This is a genomic window from Bacillus solitudinis, assembly GCF_002797395.1.
GTDB lineage: Bacteria > Bacillota > Bacilli > Bacillales > Bacillaceae_D > Halalkalibacter_A > Halalkalibacter_A solitudinis.
On record NZ_KZ454943.1, the window covers coordinates 4,528,939 to 4,542,154 of the forward strand.

Annotated in this window: 17 protein-coding genes; 5 read left to right on the forward strand and 12 right to left on the reverse strand. The window is 36.3% G+C overall.

Annotation, left to right across the window (positions count from 1 at the left end; genetic code table 11):
• Positions 1 to 10: 10 nt before the first annotated feature.
• Entirely contained in the window at positions 11 to 1,618 is a 1,608-nt protein-coding gene (locus CEF19_RS22185) for a DUF2339 domain-containing protein (protein ID WP_198510347.1), read from the forward strand.
• A 157-nt stretch (positions 1,619 to 1,775) separates the two neighbouring features.
• Here the strand turns inward: CEF19_RS22185 and CEF19_RS22190 are convergent, their stop codons facing one another.
• The 4 genes from CEF19_RS22190 to CEF19_RS22205 form a co-directional block, all read right to left on the reverse strand.
• Positions 1,776 to 2,198: a GNAT family N-acetyltransferase gene (locus tag CEF19_RS22190; protein ID WP_100408066.1), complete on the reverse strand. Its 423-nt coding sequence runs from the start codon at positions 2,196 to 2,198 to the stop codon at positions 1,776 to 1,778.
• 120 nt (positions 2,199 to 2,318) lie between these two features.
• Positions 2,319 to 2,864, reverse strand: coding sequence for a P-loop NTPase family protein (locus CEF19_RS22195; protein ID WP_100408421.1), 546 nt, complete (start codon positions 2,862 to 2,864; stop codon positions 2,319 to 2,321).
• Positions 2,865 to 3,124: 260 nt separating this feature from the next.
• Complete coding sequence (mce, locus tag CEF19_RS22200) at positions 3,125 to 3,565, reverse strand: methylmalonyl-CoA epimerase (RefSeq protein ID WP_100408067.1); 441 nt, start codon at positions 3,563 to 3,565, stop codon at positions 3,125 to 3,127.
• Positions 3,566 to 3,628: 63 nt separating this feature from the next.
• Positions 3,629 to 5,176, reverse strand: coding sequence for an acyl-CoA carboxylase subunit beta (locus CEF19_RS22205; protein WP_100408068.1), 1,548 nt, complete (start codon positions 5,174 to 5,176; stop codon positions 3,629 to 3,631).
• 291 nt (positions 5,177 to 5,467) lie between these two features.
• On the opposite strand from CEF19_RS22205, the gene CEF19_RS22210 reads away from it, so the two are divergent.
• The gene (locus CEF19_RS22210; protein ID WP_100408069.1) at positions 5,468 to 5,896 is read left to right on the forward strand and encodes a hypothetical protein; all 429 of its coding nucleotides are present in this window, start codon (positions 5,468 to 5,470) and stop codon (positions 5,894 to 5,896) included.
• 82 nt (positions 5,897 to 5,978) lie between these two features.
• Here the strand turns inward: CEF19_RS22210 and CEF19_RS22215 are convergent, their stop codons facing one another.
• Positions 5,979 to 6,326: a hypothetical protein gene (locus CEF19_RS22215; protein WP_100408070.1), complete on the reverse strand. Its 348-nt coding sequence runs from the start codon at positions 6,324 to 6,326 to the stop codon at positions 5,979 to 5,981.
• Between the two features lie 106 nt (positions 6,327 to 6,432).
• Between CEF19_RS22215 and CEF19_RS22220 the strand changes: the two genes are divergently transcribed.
• Positions 6,433 to 6,930, forward strand: coding sequence for a metallophosphoesterase family protein (locus tag CEF19_RS22220; protein ID WP_100408071.1), 498 nt, complete (start codon positions 6,433 to 6,435; stop codon positions 6,928 to 6,930).
• Positions 6,931 to 6,997: 67 nt separating this feature from the next.
• On the opposite strand, the gene CEF19_RS22225 is transcribed toward CEF19_RS22220, so the two are convergent.
• Positions 6,998 to 7,294, reverse strand: a complete 297-nt coding sequence (locus CEF19_RS22225) for a hypothetical protein (RefSeq protein ID WP_100408072.1) — start codon at positions 7,292 to 7,294, stop codon at positions 6,998 to 7,000.
• Between the two features lie 156 nt (positions 7,295 to 7,450).
• Here CEF19_RS22225 and CEF19_RS22230 point away from each other — a divergent pair, with 156 nt between their 5' ends.
• Entirely contained in the window at positions 7,451 to 7,714 is a 264-nt protein-coding gene (locus CEF19_RS22230; protein ID WP_100408073.1) for a DUF6154 family protein, read from the forward strand.
• Between the two features lie 272 nt (positions 7,715 to 7,986).
• Here the strand turns inward: CEF19_RS22230 and CEF19_RS22235 are convergent, their stop codons facing one another.
• Positions 7,987 to 8,388, reverse strand: a complete 402-nt coding sequence (locus tag CEF19_RS22235) for a VWA-like domain-containing protein (RefSeq protein WP_100408074.1) — start codon at positions 8,386 to 8,388, stop codon at positions 7,987 to 7,989.
• A 65-nt stretch (positions 8,389 to 8,453) separates the two neighbouring features.
• Complete coding sequence (locus CEF19_RS22240) at positions 8,454 to 9,953, reverse strand: alpha-L-arabinofuranosidase C-terminal domain-containing protein (RefSeq protein ID WP_100408075.1); 1,500 nt, start codon at positions 9,951 to 9,953, stop codon at positions 8,454 to 8,456.
• Between the two features lie 228 nt (positions 9,954 to 10,181).
• On the opposite strand from CEF19_RS22240, the gene CEF19_RS24060 reads away from it, so the two are divergent.
• Entirely contained in the window at positions 10,182 to 10,313 is a 132-nt protein-coding gene (locus tag CEF19_RS24060; protein ID WP_264755149.1) for a hypothetical protein, read from the forward strand.
• Positions 10,314 to 10,515: 202 nt separating this feature from the next.
• Here the strand turns inward: CEF19_RS24060 and CEF19_RS22245 are convergent, their stop codons facing one another.
• The 4 genes from CEF19_RS22245 to CEF19_RS22260 form a co-directional block, all read right to left on the reverse strand.
• Positions 10,516 to 11,307: an HAD family hydrolase gene (locus CEF19_RS22245; protein WP_100408076.1), complete on the reverse strand. Its 792-nt coding sequence runs from the start codon at positions 11,305 to 11,307 to the stop codon at positions 10,516 to 10,518.
• A gap of 70 nt (positions 11,308 to 11,377) precedes the next feature.
• The gene (locus tag CEF19_RS22250) at positions 11,378 to 11,677 is read right to left on the reverse strand and encodes a 4a-hydroxytetrahydrobiopterin dehydratase (RefSeq protein WP_100408077.1); all 300 of its coding nucleotides are present in this window, start codon (positions 11,675 to 11,677) and stop codon (positions 11,378 to 11,380) included.
• Positions 11,678 to 11,692: 15 nt separating this feature from the next.
• Entirely contained in the window at positions 11,693 to 12,262 is a 570-nt protein-coding gene (locus tag CEF19_RS22255; RefSeq protein WP_100408078.1) for a nitroreductase family protein, read from the reverse strand.
• Between the two features lie 92 nt (positions 12,263 to 12,354).
• A complete protein-coding gene (locus CEF19_RS22260) occupies positions 12,355 to 13,116 on the reverse strand; it encodes a TatD family hydrolase (protein WP_100408079.1) in 762 nt (253 codons plus the stop codon).
• Positions 13,117 to 13,216: the final 100 nt, after the last annotated feature.

The window sequence follows — 13,216 nt, forward strand, 5'->3', positions numbered from 1 at the left end:
GGGGAAACGGTTGGATGAACGGAAATATGAACAATTAGAAAGGCGAATATTATATCTAGAAGAAGAGGTTAAGCAATTAAAAGAAGGAACATTACAGCAGAAACCAATTAATGTCGTAAAAGTTAAAGACCCACTATCTCAACCAAAACCAATTAAACAAATTGATTGGGAGAAAAGGCTTGGGCAAGTGTGGTTACCAAGAATTTTCTTGTTTGTCTTTCTTATTGGACTTATTTGGGGATTTAAAGCAGCCTCTGATATGGGGTTACTTAACGAGTTAGCGAGAATGTGTTTGGGTTATATCACTGCAGTAATAGCCCTCTTAATCGGGTATACGCAAATGCAGCGGCAGCGTCTTGGCCTCGGTCAAGTGGTACTAGCTGGAGCAATCATTATCTTAATATTATCTACGTTTGCTGGTACTCTTTATGGTTATATCCCTTCCGTTCTGGCCTTATTCTTAAACTTGGTTTGGTCTTTACTCGGAATTATGTTGGCAAAGCGATTCTCTTCGCAGCCAATTGCGCTTCTAGCAGGTGCCGCGGGCTTATTAGCTCCTTTCTTAGTAAATAGTGATGGAGCAAACGTGTATCTTTTTGTTAGTTATGAATTACTTTTTTATTTATTGCTATTGCTATTCTCCTTACGGCAGAGATACGTCTATCTGTTTACAAGCTCTATTCTATTCTTTCACTTAGCTTTATTTGTTTTTGTTTTTAACACCGAATCAGTTCCTTATGTTGTTGCAAGTGCCGTTATTATTCAACACCTAGCTTTACTTGCTTCCTTCTTAGCGCGATCGTTGTTAAAGCCACAATATGCCATGGTTGTAACGAGCTTCGTTCTCTGTCTGTCATGGGTGGCCTTATTGGAATCAGATTTATACGTACCTTTTTTACTTAGCTCTATACTCCTATATGGAATCTTAACTATTTATTCCCAAAAAAAATGGCCAAGGGTTCTCACCCTCACATTGCCGATCGTAACCATTTCAATAAGCTTACTTTTTATTGATTTAGTGAAATATGAACAAATTGGTTTAATTCTTTTATTAACTTCCTGTGCAGCGTTATACACCGGATTTAAGGTTGAGAGTTGGCTTCAAAAATTTATTGGAACATTGACATATACCCTCTCTATACTGTTGATTCTCTTTAATGGATTAGAGGACATTTTTTCCGAACAAGCTGTCGCATGGGTTTTTATGTTTATTAGTGTCTTCTTTGTAAGGATATTAATAAACGAGCATCAGGAAGAAATAGAGAAATCTCTTAACATACGTGGATTACTTGGCTTTTTATTTGTTTCACATGCTTTGTTTATGCTTCATTTTCTAAATATAGTTGGGGAATCAATAACAGTAAACAGTAGTGGTAATCTCACAAGCCTAACCATATCAGCTCTTTGGACATTATTCGCTGTAGCGGTCGTGTTATATGGTGTCCTTCGGCAGCATAAAGGTGTCCGTTTATTTGGAATCGGCCTTATTTTCTTTACGTTAATGAAAATTATTTTTGTTGATTTGCCGAATGTCTCGATTGTCATCAGAGCAATATTGTTTCTAGGCTTAGGAGCTGTTGGAATTATCGTGTCTCGGCTGTTTTACCGAAAACAATAACAAAAAGAAGGCTACTGAAAAAGGTACGATTTTCACCTTTTCCAGTGGCCTCAACAAAAATGTTGTTTCAGAAAGGATATTTGACCCCTTTTTAAAACAGCACTACTGTCTTAAAGTTAGGTACCGCTATCTGGCAAGGACGTCTTTAACAACCCTCTTATTTGCGGAGAAATTCTGGTAATCTGCGCATGCATTTTTCAGATTCTACAAAAAAGTCATACTGTTCATAAAGTTGGTGCGCATCCAAAGTGGCCAAGATCCCTGTTAAATTCTTTAATTCTTCTGAATCAACAATTGATTTAACTAGCATTTTTCCAATACCTTTTCCACGATAGTCCTCATCAATAAATACATCGCATAGCCAGAACATCGTTGCCCAGTCTGTAATCACTCGCGCAAAACCAATTTGCCGTTCACCATCATAGACTCCATAACATAGAGAATTCTCAATTGATTTCTTGATTTTCTCTTTAGAACGTTTGTTTGCCCAATAACTCCTTTTTAAAAACTGATAAATCGTTTCTTCTTGTAATTTAGTCTTATTATCACTAATAATGAATGGTTCATAAGCAATTTCCATAAGTTTTTCCCCTAACTTTTGATATTTTCAAAGGTACATTTATTTGGTAACGCTCTTTCTATGAAGGGATGGCCCTAGTCAATAATCCTTTCATCACTCTACTATACCAACAATGTTATTTCATAAATATGTAGCTTGTTTTCTTTCAAATTGTAGCTGTTTAAGAAAAGTTTCCATTTCACGTTTGCTCTTTAAGATGATTATTGTTTTTCGGGGTCCAAGCTTCTGTAGTTTTTCTAACCTTTCCTCAGCGGAGTGTTTCCGAGGATAATAGGTAGTACAGATGAATTTGATAAACGCCCAATCTAATTTCTCCTCACACCCAACAGTCATATCTTCACGTGTTTTACCAAAGTTTATCAACCATCTTTTTACAACCCGGAACAAGCAAACACCTAGGGGAAGCTCTAAGTAAATGATAGCATCCGCATATGCGGCACGGAGATTAACGGTACTGCTATAATTTCCGTCAATAATCCATTGTTCCTTTTTTACGACTTCATTTTGGGCTCCTGAAAATTCTTCTAGAGACGCCTGAATCCAACCTGGCTTCCAAAACATTGTATCTAGATGATACGCTTTGATGCCAAGCTCTTTACCTAATCGCTTGGCAAATGTTGATTTCCCAACACCTGCAGATACTCCCATAACCATAATTCGCTTCATCCCCACCCTACCTCTCTCCTAATTAGTGGAATAATAGTCTAACAGATTTTTAAGGCGTTTTCCATGTTTATCCTTATGAAAGTTAAAGTCGGTATCGGTTCAACTCGCTCATTTTAGATTAGTGCTAATAGCAGTAAACACTATTTATCACAATAATTGACTATCTAAACAAAAAAAATAGCCACCCTACCCTCAAAGTAAGGTTGACTATCTCTAATAGAAGAGCATATTTTATACATAGTAAAAGGAACAATAAAAAGTTAATTGTCACAATCCCTTACTGGACGATTACGTTCACATAATTCATATAACACCCCATTTGCAGCCTTAGGATGAATGAATGCAACATCTAAGCCCTCTGCCCCTTGTTTAGATTGTTCATGAATAAGAGAAACTTTATTTTGATTTAATTCTTTTAATCTTGCTTGGAGACTGGTGACGCCTAAAGCGATATGGTGAATGCCTTCACCATATTTTTTAATAAAGCTAGAAACAGGACTTTCCGAAGTAAGAGGTTCTAATAATTCAATAAACGATTCACCAACAGAAAGAAAAGCAATCCTGACTCCCTCTGATTTAACCTCTTCAATCGAAACACATCTCATATGCAGGTGATTCACATAAAAAGGAAGAGCCTCTTCAATGGATGCAACGGCTATACCAATATGGTCAATTCTAGTTGGAATTGCATTCTCGCTCATTTATGCTCGCCTCTTTTCACAATTTGCTCCACCCAATCCCTTCCTCTTATGCATTGTTCCTGTTCAAAAAGGGATATTTCCATGTTTTTTCTCAGGTAAGGTTTTTCGTTTGTGTTGAAGCATCTCTAATGCACTAGCTACTCGTTTTTTTGTTTCAGATGGATGAATAATATCATCTACCATCCCGCTCGCAGCAGCAATATATGGATTTGCAAATTTATTACGATATTCTTCAACTTGAGCGGATTTAGTTTCCGCAGAATTCTCACTATGGTCAATTTCTTCTTTAAAAATAATGGATGCTGCCCCTTCAGGTCCCATAACAGCAATTTCTGCATTTGGCCAAGCGAAAACTTGATCAGCACCGACGGCTTTGCTATTTAAGGCCACATACGCCCCACCATAAGCCTTTCTTAGTATAACTGTAATTTTAGGGACCGTTGCTTCGGAATATGCAAAGATAATTTTTGCGCCATGTCGAATAATCCCGAGGTGTTCTTGGGTAATTCCAGGAATAAATCCACTCACATCCTCAAATGTTAGTAAAGGAAGATTGAAACAATCACAAAAGCGTATAAATCTTGAGCATTTGTCTGAGGCATTAATATCTAATCCTCCAGCCATGTATTTTGGCTGATTCGCTATAATCCCAATAGGTCGACCATGTATTCGCCCAAACCCAACAACAATGTTTTTCGCAAAATCTTTTTGAACCTCCATGAACTCCCCTGCATCAACAATTAACTCAATAACTTTTCGGACATCATACGGTTTCTTTCCATCCATTGGAACAACATCAATCAATCGACGTGCGCAGTCAACCTCTAGTTGTGTCTCTTTTAAACTAACATGTTTTTGTGGGGGTTTTTCTTTGTAATTTAGAGGTAAAAAGGAAACTAACTGTCTAACTTTATTTAATACTTCTTCTTCTGAGGGAGACGTAAAATGTGCATTTCCACTCAATGTTGAATGCACGTTGGCCCCTCCTAATTCTTCCGCATCAATATTTACCCCCGTCATACTTTGTATAACTTTGGGCCCAGTGATAAACATCTGACTCGTGTTTTCAACCATAAATACAAAATCGGTAAGAGCAGGAGAGTATACTGCACCGCCGGCACAAGGACCCATAATGACTGAAATTTGCGGAATGACACCAGAATAAATGGAATTGCGATAAAAAATCTGTCCATACCCATTTAGTGAAAGCACACCTTCTTGGATTTTTGCTCCTCCAGAATCATTTAAACCTATGATAGGAGCACCGTTCTCCACTGCTAAATCCATAACCTTGGTAATTTTCAAAGCATGCATTTCCCCAACCGCACCACCATATACCGTGAAATCTTGGGAAAATAAAAAGACAAGTCTGCCTCCTATTTTCCCGTAGCCTGTTACGACTCCTTCACCAACAGAATGACCCTCCTCATTTTTACCGTGAATGAATGGATTCAGTTCAACAAAACTATCATCATCAAGTAATATTGTAATTCTCTCTCTTGCTGTTTGCTTTCCTCGTTCATACTGAGCTTGAATTCGCTCTTCTCCTCCTCCAGACTGAATCTTCGTTCGTTGGTACTCCATTTCTTCGATTTTTTCATAGATGTCCATCGGTTTCAGAGTCCCCCCATCTTTTTCACTATCTATAAAGAAAAAAGACGAAAGAAATTTTCGGTTTTTTCGCCGGTTAAAATATGGGTGTAGTCCAAATAATATTTGATACTATATATATGCTTACCGCAATATAAATATAAAGTCGTTTAAAGTATTTTTTTACCATTAACATTCTATAATTAAATATTGCAGAGAGTGGAGTTACACTTTAAAATTCATTTAAGCGCTTACATTATCTGCATTTGATTTCTGTTAATTCTTTTCGAATCCTAAAAGAGGTGAGCATCTATGGTAAATTCGTATAAATATGATTCATTATCCTTTCATGTCACAAAGAAGCAATTAAATAGAATCATCCAGGATGTATATAAAGAAAAGTTTGCGATTTTTTGGGGATTTGATCGGGGGAAAATGATTTTAAATATTTATAATGAAAAAATGAATAATAAATTAATGTTCATTCGCAAGAAAGGATTTCTAGAATTAATTTTAGCAGAAATACAAAGTGAGCAGGTGATTGACATACTTGACCAGTCTATTCAATTTAGCTATTACATCCAAACAAAAGAATTTTCTTTAAAACAGATCAAAAAAGAAGAACAGTATAATGAGATTGATTACTATCTAATACAATTACATCGGTATATGCAAGTAGGAAATCAACAAAAAATTACCGAAACCAAAAAAGTCCTCCAACATCTCGTTTCATCAAGCTGAGAATTCCTCCCCCAACAAACATTTGGGGAGGATAATTCTATAGATACCTTGTAGCAGCTTTTGATTATAAGCGAGCCTCATCTTAAAAAGGAAGAGGCTCCCCACCCTCTTGAATTAATTCAATAACTTCTTCCTCAGTCAAATGAATGGATCCTTTGGGAATTAAGGCCATAATCTCTTCAATCGTCATTTCTTCTACACCTTCAGGTAATAATTGCGCAATCTCTAGTCTTGTATAAAACTGAACATTGTTTTCTGACTGTTGTATGGAATATTGTCCATGCTCTTCGGCGACGGTAGTTGGACGCATGGATTGTAGGGATGTTCCTTGAATCTCTGTAGGAATTGTTTGATCGGCATTGTCCATCCGACAAGCACCAAGAGTGAGCAATATAATGAGTATTAATAGCACATATGACGTTGTCCTCATAAGCATCTCCTTTTGCAAACCATTGTTATATGTTAGTATTTTCCGTTACACTGAAATTATGATAACTTTTTACCTATCTAATAATGGAAACAAAAAGGATGAGTTTATGAAAGTGATGATTATATCTGATACTCATTATCCAAAGAAAGCTAAGGCCATTCCAAAACAAGTGCTCCGTGATTTAACCAATTGTGACTTACTCATTCACGCAGGTGATTGGAATACACTTGATGTCTTTCATGAACTGAGTCGTTATACGGAAGTAAAAGGAGTTTTTGGAAACACAGATTCCCAAGAGATAAAAGATAATTTCCCGGAAACATTATTGCTTCATTTAAATGGTTTTAATATTGGGGTAATCCATGGTCATGGAGAGAAATCTACAACGGAGAAACGCGCTTTAAGGGCCTTTGATTCCAAACAGGTTGACTGTATTATATATGGTCATTCACATATCCCTCAGTTAAAAAAGGCTGAATCAATCCTCCTAATCAATCCTGGATCTGCTACTGATAAACGTCGGCAGCCCTACTTCTCTTATTGCATTCTTACAATAGAGGATTCTCTTGGTGTTAACCATATTTTTTACGACGATAAGAGCTAAATCTTGATTTGAATACTGAGGGACCCCCTAAAAGGTATAAACCCTTTAAGAGATCCCTTGTTATCTATTATTGAAATTGTGAGGGCGACTGTTGTTGGTATTGACCTTGTTGGTGCGACTGTTGCTGATGAGACTGTTGTTGCATCATCATTTGACTTTGTTTAAGATGTTGATTTTCTTGAATTAATTGGTTACACATTGTGTATAACTGTTGAATTTGTTGACCAGCCATATTTTCATGTTGACCCATTTGTTGAAGCTGGTTAGCTACTTGCTTTAATTGAGATGCATGTTGCTGTTCCATTTGTTGCATTTGTTGAAGCATTTGCTGCAGCTGACCACTAAGATTTGTGTTTTGATACATTCGACTTCATCCTCCTAAAGATGGTTAATTTTGTAGTACAAGGATAGAGTAACCATTCTTTATATATATATGTAGAGAAACATGGACAACTTTTTCATAAAAGTTCTTAAGGGAGTCAAACTAACTATATCTATATTAGAATAAGAGGTGCTTTGAATGCGATTTGTTGACGATTTATATAAATTATACAAAAACCATTTAACTGGAGACGAAGAAGATGCCTATGTAATTATTCGTGGAATCCTCCTAGAGTTCAGTGATAATGATATTGAAAAAACAATGAAAGACATGAGTGAACACGAACGATTTGAAATGTTTTCATTATATTTGTATGAGAAATTCAGACTAAAAGTGGCGGAAGAAGGCATTGGTCAAACAAAAATGGCAGATGACCAAGGAGACATCAAATATTTTCATTAAAGAAATATTGGCACACCTTTTTTTATACATGGCATAAAATAAATTATGCCAATGTATGGAGGTTATCTTATGAGAATAGAACGAAAACCAAGATACTATGGGTACGACCTCGTAATTAACCATGTATTACATAAGCGATGTTTAAGATGTGAATCTTGGTATGAATTTGACGGGGAGATTGGTTATTGTCATTCATGTATCCATCATATAAAAAGATTACAAGACAAAACAGTTACTTTCAAAAAGTCTAGACAGGGCCTAGACTCTTTAAATTATGCAATTTTTAAAGTTTTTCCAAAAGGTACTTTAGGAATAAAATCGTTTGGAACAAGCCAGACGACTTCATAATCGATAAGAATGTTTTCATAGAAGTAGCCTGTTACATCTGTAATATAGAAGAGTGTGTCAATTTTATTTTCATTCCCCCATTCCAGCACCTCTGTATATGACGATTTTCCATGTGTAAAATAGTGAATGTTCGGTTTCTCAATTGGGGAAATGTCTCTAATTTTAAAATCCGACTGAACTAACGTTGTTTCTGGTTTCACTTCTTTAAAAAGCTTTACTATGCTTTCAATAAGAGCTTCCGTATCATTTGTTGATGTATCAATTGCCAAAACTATTTTGCCCTCTTGCTTTTGAATCATCGATAATAAGGATTTCTGCCATTTCATCGTTTCAGCTCCTAGTAAATAGTTAAAAGCAAGAATTATTATGCTTCAAAAGCAACGACTTTATGTTATGAGTTGTTTCTGGTTAAATAAACCATATTAACAGAGTGAGGAGGTACAGAAATGAGATGGGGTTGACGATTGACTGTTAGTTGTTGTTCTTTAATACTAACTCGTGTTGGGTTATCAATGTCATTATAGGCGTCCTTGGAATCAGATTGGAGACTATATAAAGTAATCTTGGTCCTATCATATTGTCGGATGTTGAGTTCACATTCTTTTGCCTCATTCGGGTGCCTGTTCACAATCGCTATGGCAATATCTCCGGTCAATGAATGACGCGTTGTGATAACGTCTAAACTAGGGACTTCAACGGTTATTCCTTTTTTATCAACACGAAATGTATCGCCACCACTTACGTAAGAATCAATTACTTCGTCTCCCATATATGTTGTATATAATTGGAATACAAAATAGGTTGATCGTAGGACGATCCCATCTTCATGGGTAAAAATAGCTCCTCTCGTATTTACAGTGGGTGAGAAATTTGCCATTTGCACGATATCACAATGCTTTAAACATTGATTTAAAAAACAAGCAGAAAAGATAGCGTCGGCCATTGTATAGCTCTCATTTGCATCATTTAAGTCCCTTGGAGATAAATAATCCTCTGTTGAAGAATTTACATGTGGGTGATGCCAACCGCGTAAATTCCATTCATCAAATGAAATCCGAATCTTATCAAGGTATCCGAGTGAACCAAGAATGTATTTTGTTTGTAAGATTGGCGGTTCAATATCTAGTGTATACGCCATACAGGTTTCAAAATCAGATAAATTATTTTCTTCGTTTAAAACATCCCAATAGCCATGTATTGAAATCCAATCTAAATACTTGCCTGCTTCTCGAATAAGGTTAATGTTCCAATCTAAATCGGGGATACTAGCTGCAAATAATTCAATCGAAGGATCAACACGCTTCATCATTTTTGCTGATTCCGCAACGAAACGTCCCCATTCATTTAATGATTTCGCCCCGATTTCCCAATCACCATAATTCTCGTTACCAATGCTCCAATATTTTACGTTGTATGGCTCAATATTTCCATTACTTATCCGCAAAGAGGCCCACTTTCCTTCGTTTTCTAAATTACAATATTCCACCCAATCACTCATATCTTCTGCGGTACCTGTTCCAGCATTTGTACAAATATATGGTTCGGCACCAATTTGCTGAGAGTAATCAACAAACTCATCTGTTCCAAATTGATTGCTCTCTTCAACCCGCCACGCTTTATCAAAAAAAGGAACTCGATTTATGCTGATACCTTCTTTCCAGTTATAATTCGAAACAAAACATCCACCTGGCCATCTCATTACTGGAACATTGATGTTTTTTAACGCATCGATCACATCAGTTCGATAGCCAGCTTCATTAGAAAGTTTATGACCAGGTTGATATATTCCACCATAAATTTGACGATGAAAGTGCTCAATAAAATGACCATAAATCATTACATTTCTTACTCCTAAGGCACGGTGTGCATTAACTTCAATCTGCGCTTTCATAATGACTACCCCTCTCTGAGATATAATAGACTTAATTAGTATTTTATTACGGTTTCAATAAAGCGCTTTCAAACTCCTGCCTTTTAAAGTGGAAATCCAAAAAAACCTGTTTTCATCTTCATTAGACGAAAGAAGACAGAACTAGCTAAAATCTATCAAAGGGTTCGACGACTTATAAAGTGAATACTTAGAAGGAGACGAAAAAAGACAGCAAAGGGGTTTGGATGAATGAGAACTAAACGAAGAGATGAATGGAAAACTCATTGGAAAAAATATAAGCATCTATACAAAGGAAATCGATGTGAACGCCGAGATAAATGGAGAAATAAATGGGAAAATCGATATAAAGAAGCTAGCTAAAAAGTCCATAAGTATGGGCTTTTTTTTGTCCATTTCTAAATGAAATTTCTAAATAAATTAAATTAAACTTCAAGAAGACATTAAGGTATGTGAAATTATATATATAAAGGGTGCATTCTTATGTGGTTTGTTATTAACTAATCAACCTTGGATTTTCTCCAAAGGAGGGTGTGCCATAAAGTCATGACACACCCCCACAATCTTATTTCTGGTTTAACGCATCCAAAATAGGAAATAATTCATCTAAATGTGTAATTTCAAAATCAGGAATTACTTCATTTCTTTCTTTGTTATGACGATTAATCCAAACAGACTTCATTCCAACCCTTGACGCACCTAGAATATCTGTCATTAAATTATCACCAACCATAATCGCTTCACTTTTATCAATATTCATTAAAGAAAGCGCGTGTTCAAAGATTGTTGCGTCAGGCTTACCTCTTCCAAATGCACCTGAGATAACGATTTGGTCAAAATACGGAACAAGCTCAGGTGTAATATCAAGCTTCGTATTTTGCAAATCTGGTGAACCATTAGTAAGTAGAAGTAATTGATACGTCCCTTTTAATTTGTTGAGCACACTAAATGATTCCTCGTACACGAATGGCTTTTTGCGACGTTCTTTCGGAAAGCGTTCAGCCAGTTCAGCACCAAATGCTTCATCATTAATTCCTAACGCCTTTAATCCTCTTGTCCATGCTTCTTTACGATATGTAGGGACAATATCCTTCATTTTTCTGAAATTGTCATCATCATCATTAAAATTTCCCCAAAGCCCTTCGAATGGGTTAATTCCAATCATTTGTGTAAAATCATAGGTTTCATACGAAGCATATAGTTCTCTCGCTTCCTGGCGTACAGCTTCTTCGAATTCTTCTAAATCAAAACCATACTTCTCCTGTGCCACCTTACACGTTGCAACGAAGGCTTCTTTGACACTTTTTTGATCCCATAAAAGTGTATCATCCAAATCAAAAAAAACAGCTTTTATCATTTCATGTGTCCCCTTTTTTCAAATTCCCACAATGTAAAGATTACAAGGAATTAAACAATAAGTAAATAGTCTATCCTTCTTTTCTTTCAGCATAAAACTGGTCATATTCCTCTATTAATCTCAAATCTAGATTCGTGATGCCGTTTGCCTTCCAAGAAGAAAGCTTTATCGTTACCAAAATATAATCAATCGAAATAAACGGATGATGATTTTCTTCTTCCGAAAGATTCGCAATTTTATTTACAAATTCAATTCCGCTAAGATACGAACGAAAGCGATATTTTTTAACAAGCCATTTTTCATCTGATACTGCCCATCCTGAAAGTTGTGAAAGATGTTTTTGTACAACTTCTATGTTAAGCCTCTCCATGTCTACCACCCCTTATTATAACCATGTTGTTTTTTCAGAAAATGGGATCCTAGTTTTAGGTTTTAATTTGTCTAATGCTTCTTGATCAGGATACCCTATGTAAACTGTTCCAATAATTTTCTTATTTTGAAGTGAGCCTATAAATTCATTCATGCGTGCGTCGCTGACAAGTCCGACTCCTCTTGTTCTCCAAACGAAACCTAAATCTAAATCCATCGCCATAAGCCACATGGAATGAATGGCACAGCAAACAGCATACTCATTATCTCTCGTAGCTTCGTCGTCACCTTCTACAATATCCGAAGCAACAACGATCATGGCTGGTGTTGTTGTCACTACTTTTAATGAACTTTCTACTAATTTAGGTTTTGCTTGGAATCGTTCTTCTAAATAATCTTTCGCTAGTTGTACGTACTTATCTTTGGCTTCACCCTGAATCACATAAAAGCTCCAAGGCTCTCTCATTCGGTCGTTTGGTGCCAATGTTGCTGCTTCTAATAATTGCTCAATTTTCTCTTTTTCTACGTGACGAGGTTCATAATTTCGAATCGCACGTCTCGATTTTAATAGTTTCATAACATTCATATGCTTCAACTCCTTTATCTTACTTTATTTAACTAGAGTGGTTCCTTAATGGCAACCACTTCATCTTATTTCTCTTAAGAAGAAAAACACTTTCATCTAAGCTGATAGCAGTTCTTCGTGTTCAATGTAAGTTGCATTTCTAGTTCATGAACATTCATTTGTTTGATTTCTGCGAGGCTAAACAAAACATCACGTAATAGTAATGGTGAAGTCGGTTTGTTCTTAAACGGACCTTCAAACTGCCAAGGTCCATCTGTTTCAGTCAGTAGATTTGCTAAAGGGACGTCGTTCACTAGCTCCATATCACGCTCTCGGTAGCAAACTTCAGGGGTCACAGATAAATAATATCCAGCTTCAACGATCGCATGTACAACATTTCTAGGTGCTTTCAACCAATGAAAATGTGCTTTTTGTATTTGCTTCTTTTTTACTAGTTGTAAGACGAGATGCGCTTTTTCATGAACTGCATGCAGAGCAACGGGTAATTCCTGAGCGGATGCTATATCAAGATAATGTTTAAGGAGATCAATGTGCTTCTCTAATGAGTTAGCTTCCAGCGAATAGTGGGGTAAGCCAATCTCGCCGATTGCAGTAATCCGATTACGCTCTATTTGAAGAAGCTTTTCCCACTCTAGGACATCCTTTTCCGGCGGAAGTGAATATTCTGGATGAAACCCCACACAAGCATGAACAAAAGAAGGAAAACATCGTTGCAGTTCTAATGTTTTGTAGGAAGAAGCTAAGTTAGTTGAAACAGCCATAACACGTTCAACACCTGCTTCTTGCCATGTTTTAACCCACTCTTGTATTTGACCTACCTTATATTGATCTAAATGAAGATGTGCATCAATCATTTTGACCTCCTATTTTATTCACATGCTAGAACAGAATCAAATTAATCAACCTCCCCCCTTAGATGGAAATATCTTCAGGGGTAATCATAACTCACATTAA

Coding starts and splice junctions, on each gene's coding strand:
- CEF19_RS22225 (WP_100408072.1), bottom strand. CDS start 7,294: ATGTATCAAAACACAAATCTTAGTGGTCAGCTGCAGCAAATGCTTCAA.
- mce (WP_100408067.1), bottom strand. CDS start 3,565: ATGAGCGAGAATGCAATTCCAACTAGAATTGACCATATTGGTATAGCC.
- CEF19_RS22240 (WP_100408075.1), bottom strand. CDS start 9,953: ATGAAAGCGCAGATTGAAGTTAATGCACACCGTGCCTTAGGAGTAAGA.
- CEF19_RS22255 (WP_100408078.1), bottom strand. CDS start 12,262: ATGAATGTTATGAAACTATTAAAATCGAGACGTGCGATTCGAAATTAT.
- CEF19_RS22210 (WP_100408069.1), top strand. CDS start 5,468: ATGGTAAATTCGTATAAATATGATTCATTATCCTTTCATGTCACAAAG.
- CEF19_RS22220 (WP_100408071.1), top strand. CDS start 6,433: ATGAAAGTGATGATTATATCTGATACTCATTATCCAAAGAAAGCTAAG.
- CEF19_RS22260 (WP_100408079.1), bottom strand. CDS start 13,116: ATGATTGATGCACATCTTCATTTAGATCAATATAAGGTAGGTCAAATA.
- CEF19_RS22215 (WP_100408070.1), bottom strand. CDS start 6,326: ATGAGGACAACGTCATATGTGCTATTAATACTCATTATATTGCTCACT.
- CEF19_RS24060 (WP_264755149.1), top strand. CDS start 10,182: ATGAGAACTAAACGAAGAGATGAATGGAAAACTCATTGGAAAAAATAT.
- CEF19_RS22195 (WP_100408421.1), bottom strand. CDS start 2,864: ATGAAGCGAATTATGGTTATGGGAGTATCTGCAGGTGTTGGGAAATCA.
- CEF19_RS22235 (WP_100408074.1), bottom strand. CDS start 8,388: ATGAAATGGCAGAAATCCTTATTATCGATGATTCAAAAGCAAGAGGGC.
- CEF19_RS22230 (WP_100408073.1), top strand. CDS start 7,451: ATGCGATTTGTTGACGATTTATATAAATTATACAAAAACCATTTAACT.
- CEF19_RS22205 (WP_100408068.1), bottom strand. CDS start 5,176: ATGGACATCTATGAAAAAATCGAAGAAATGGAGTACCAACGAACGAAG.
- CEF19_RS22190 (WP_100408066.1), bottom strand. CDS start 2,198: ATGGAAATTGCTTATGAACCATTCATTATTAGTGATAATAAGACTAAA.
- CEF19_RS22250 (WP_100408077.1), bottom strand. CDS start 11,677: ATGGAGAGGCTTAACATAGAAGTTGTACAAAAACATCTTTCACAACTT.
- CEF19_RS22245 (WP_100408076.1), bottom strand. CDS start 11,307: ATGATAAAAGCTGTTTTTTTTGATTTGGATGATACACTTTTATGGGAT.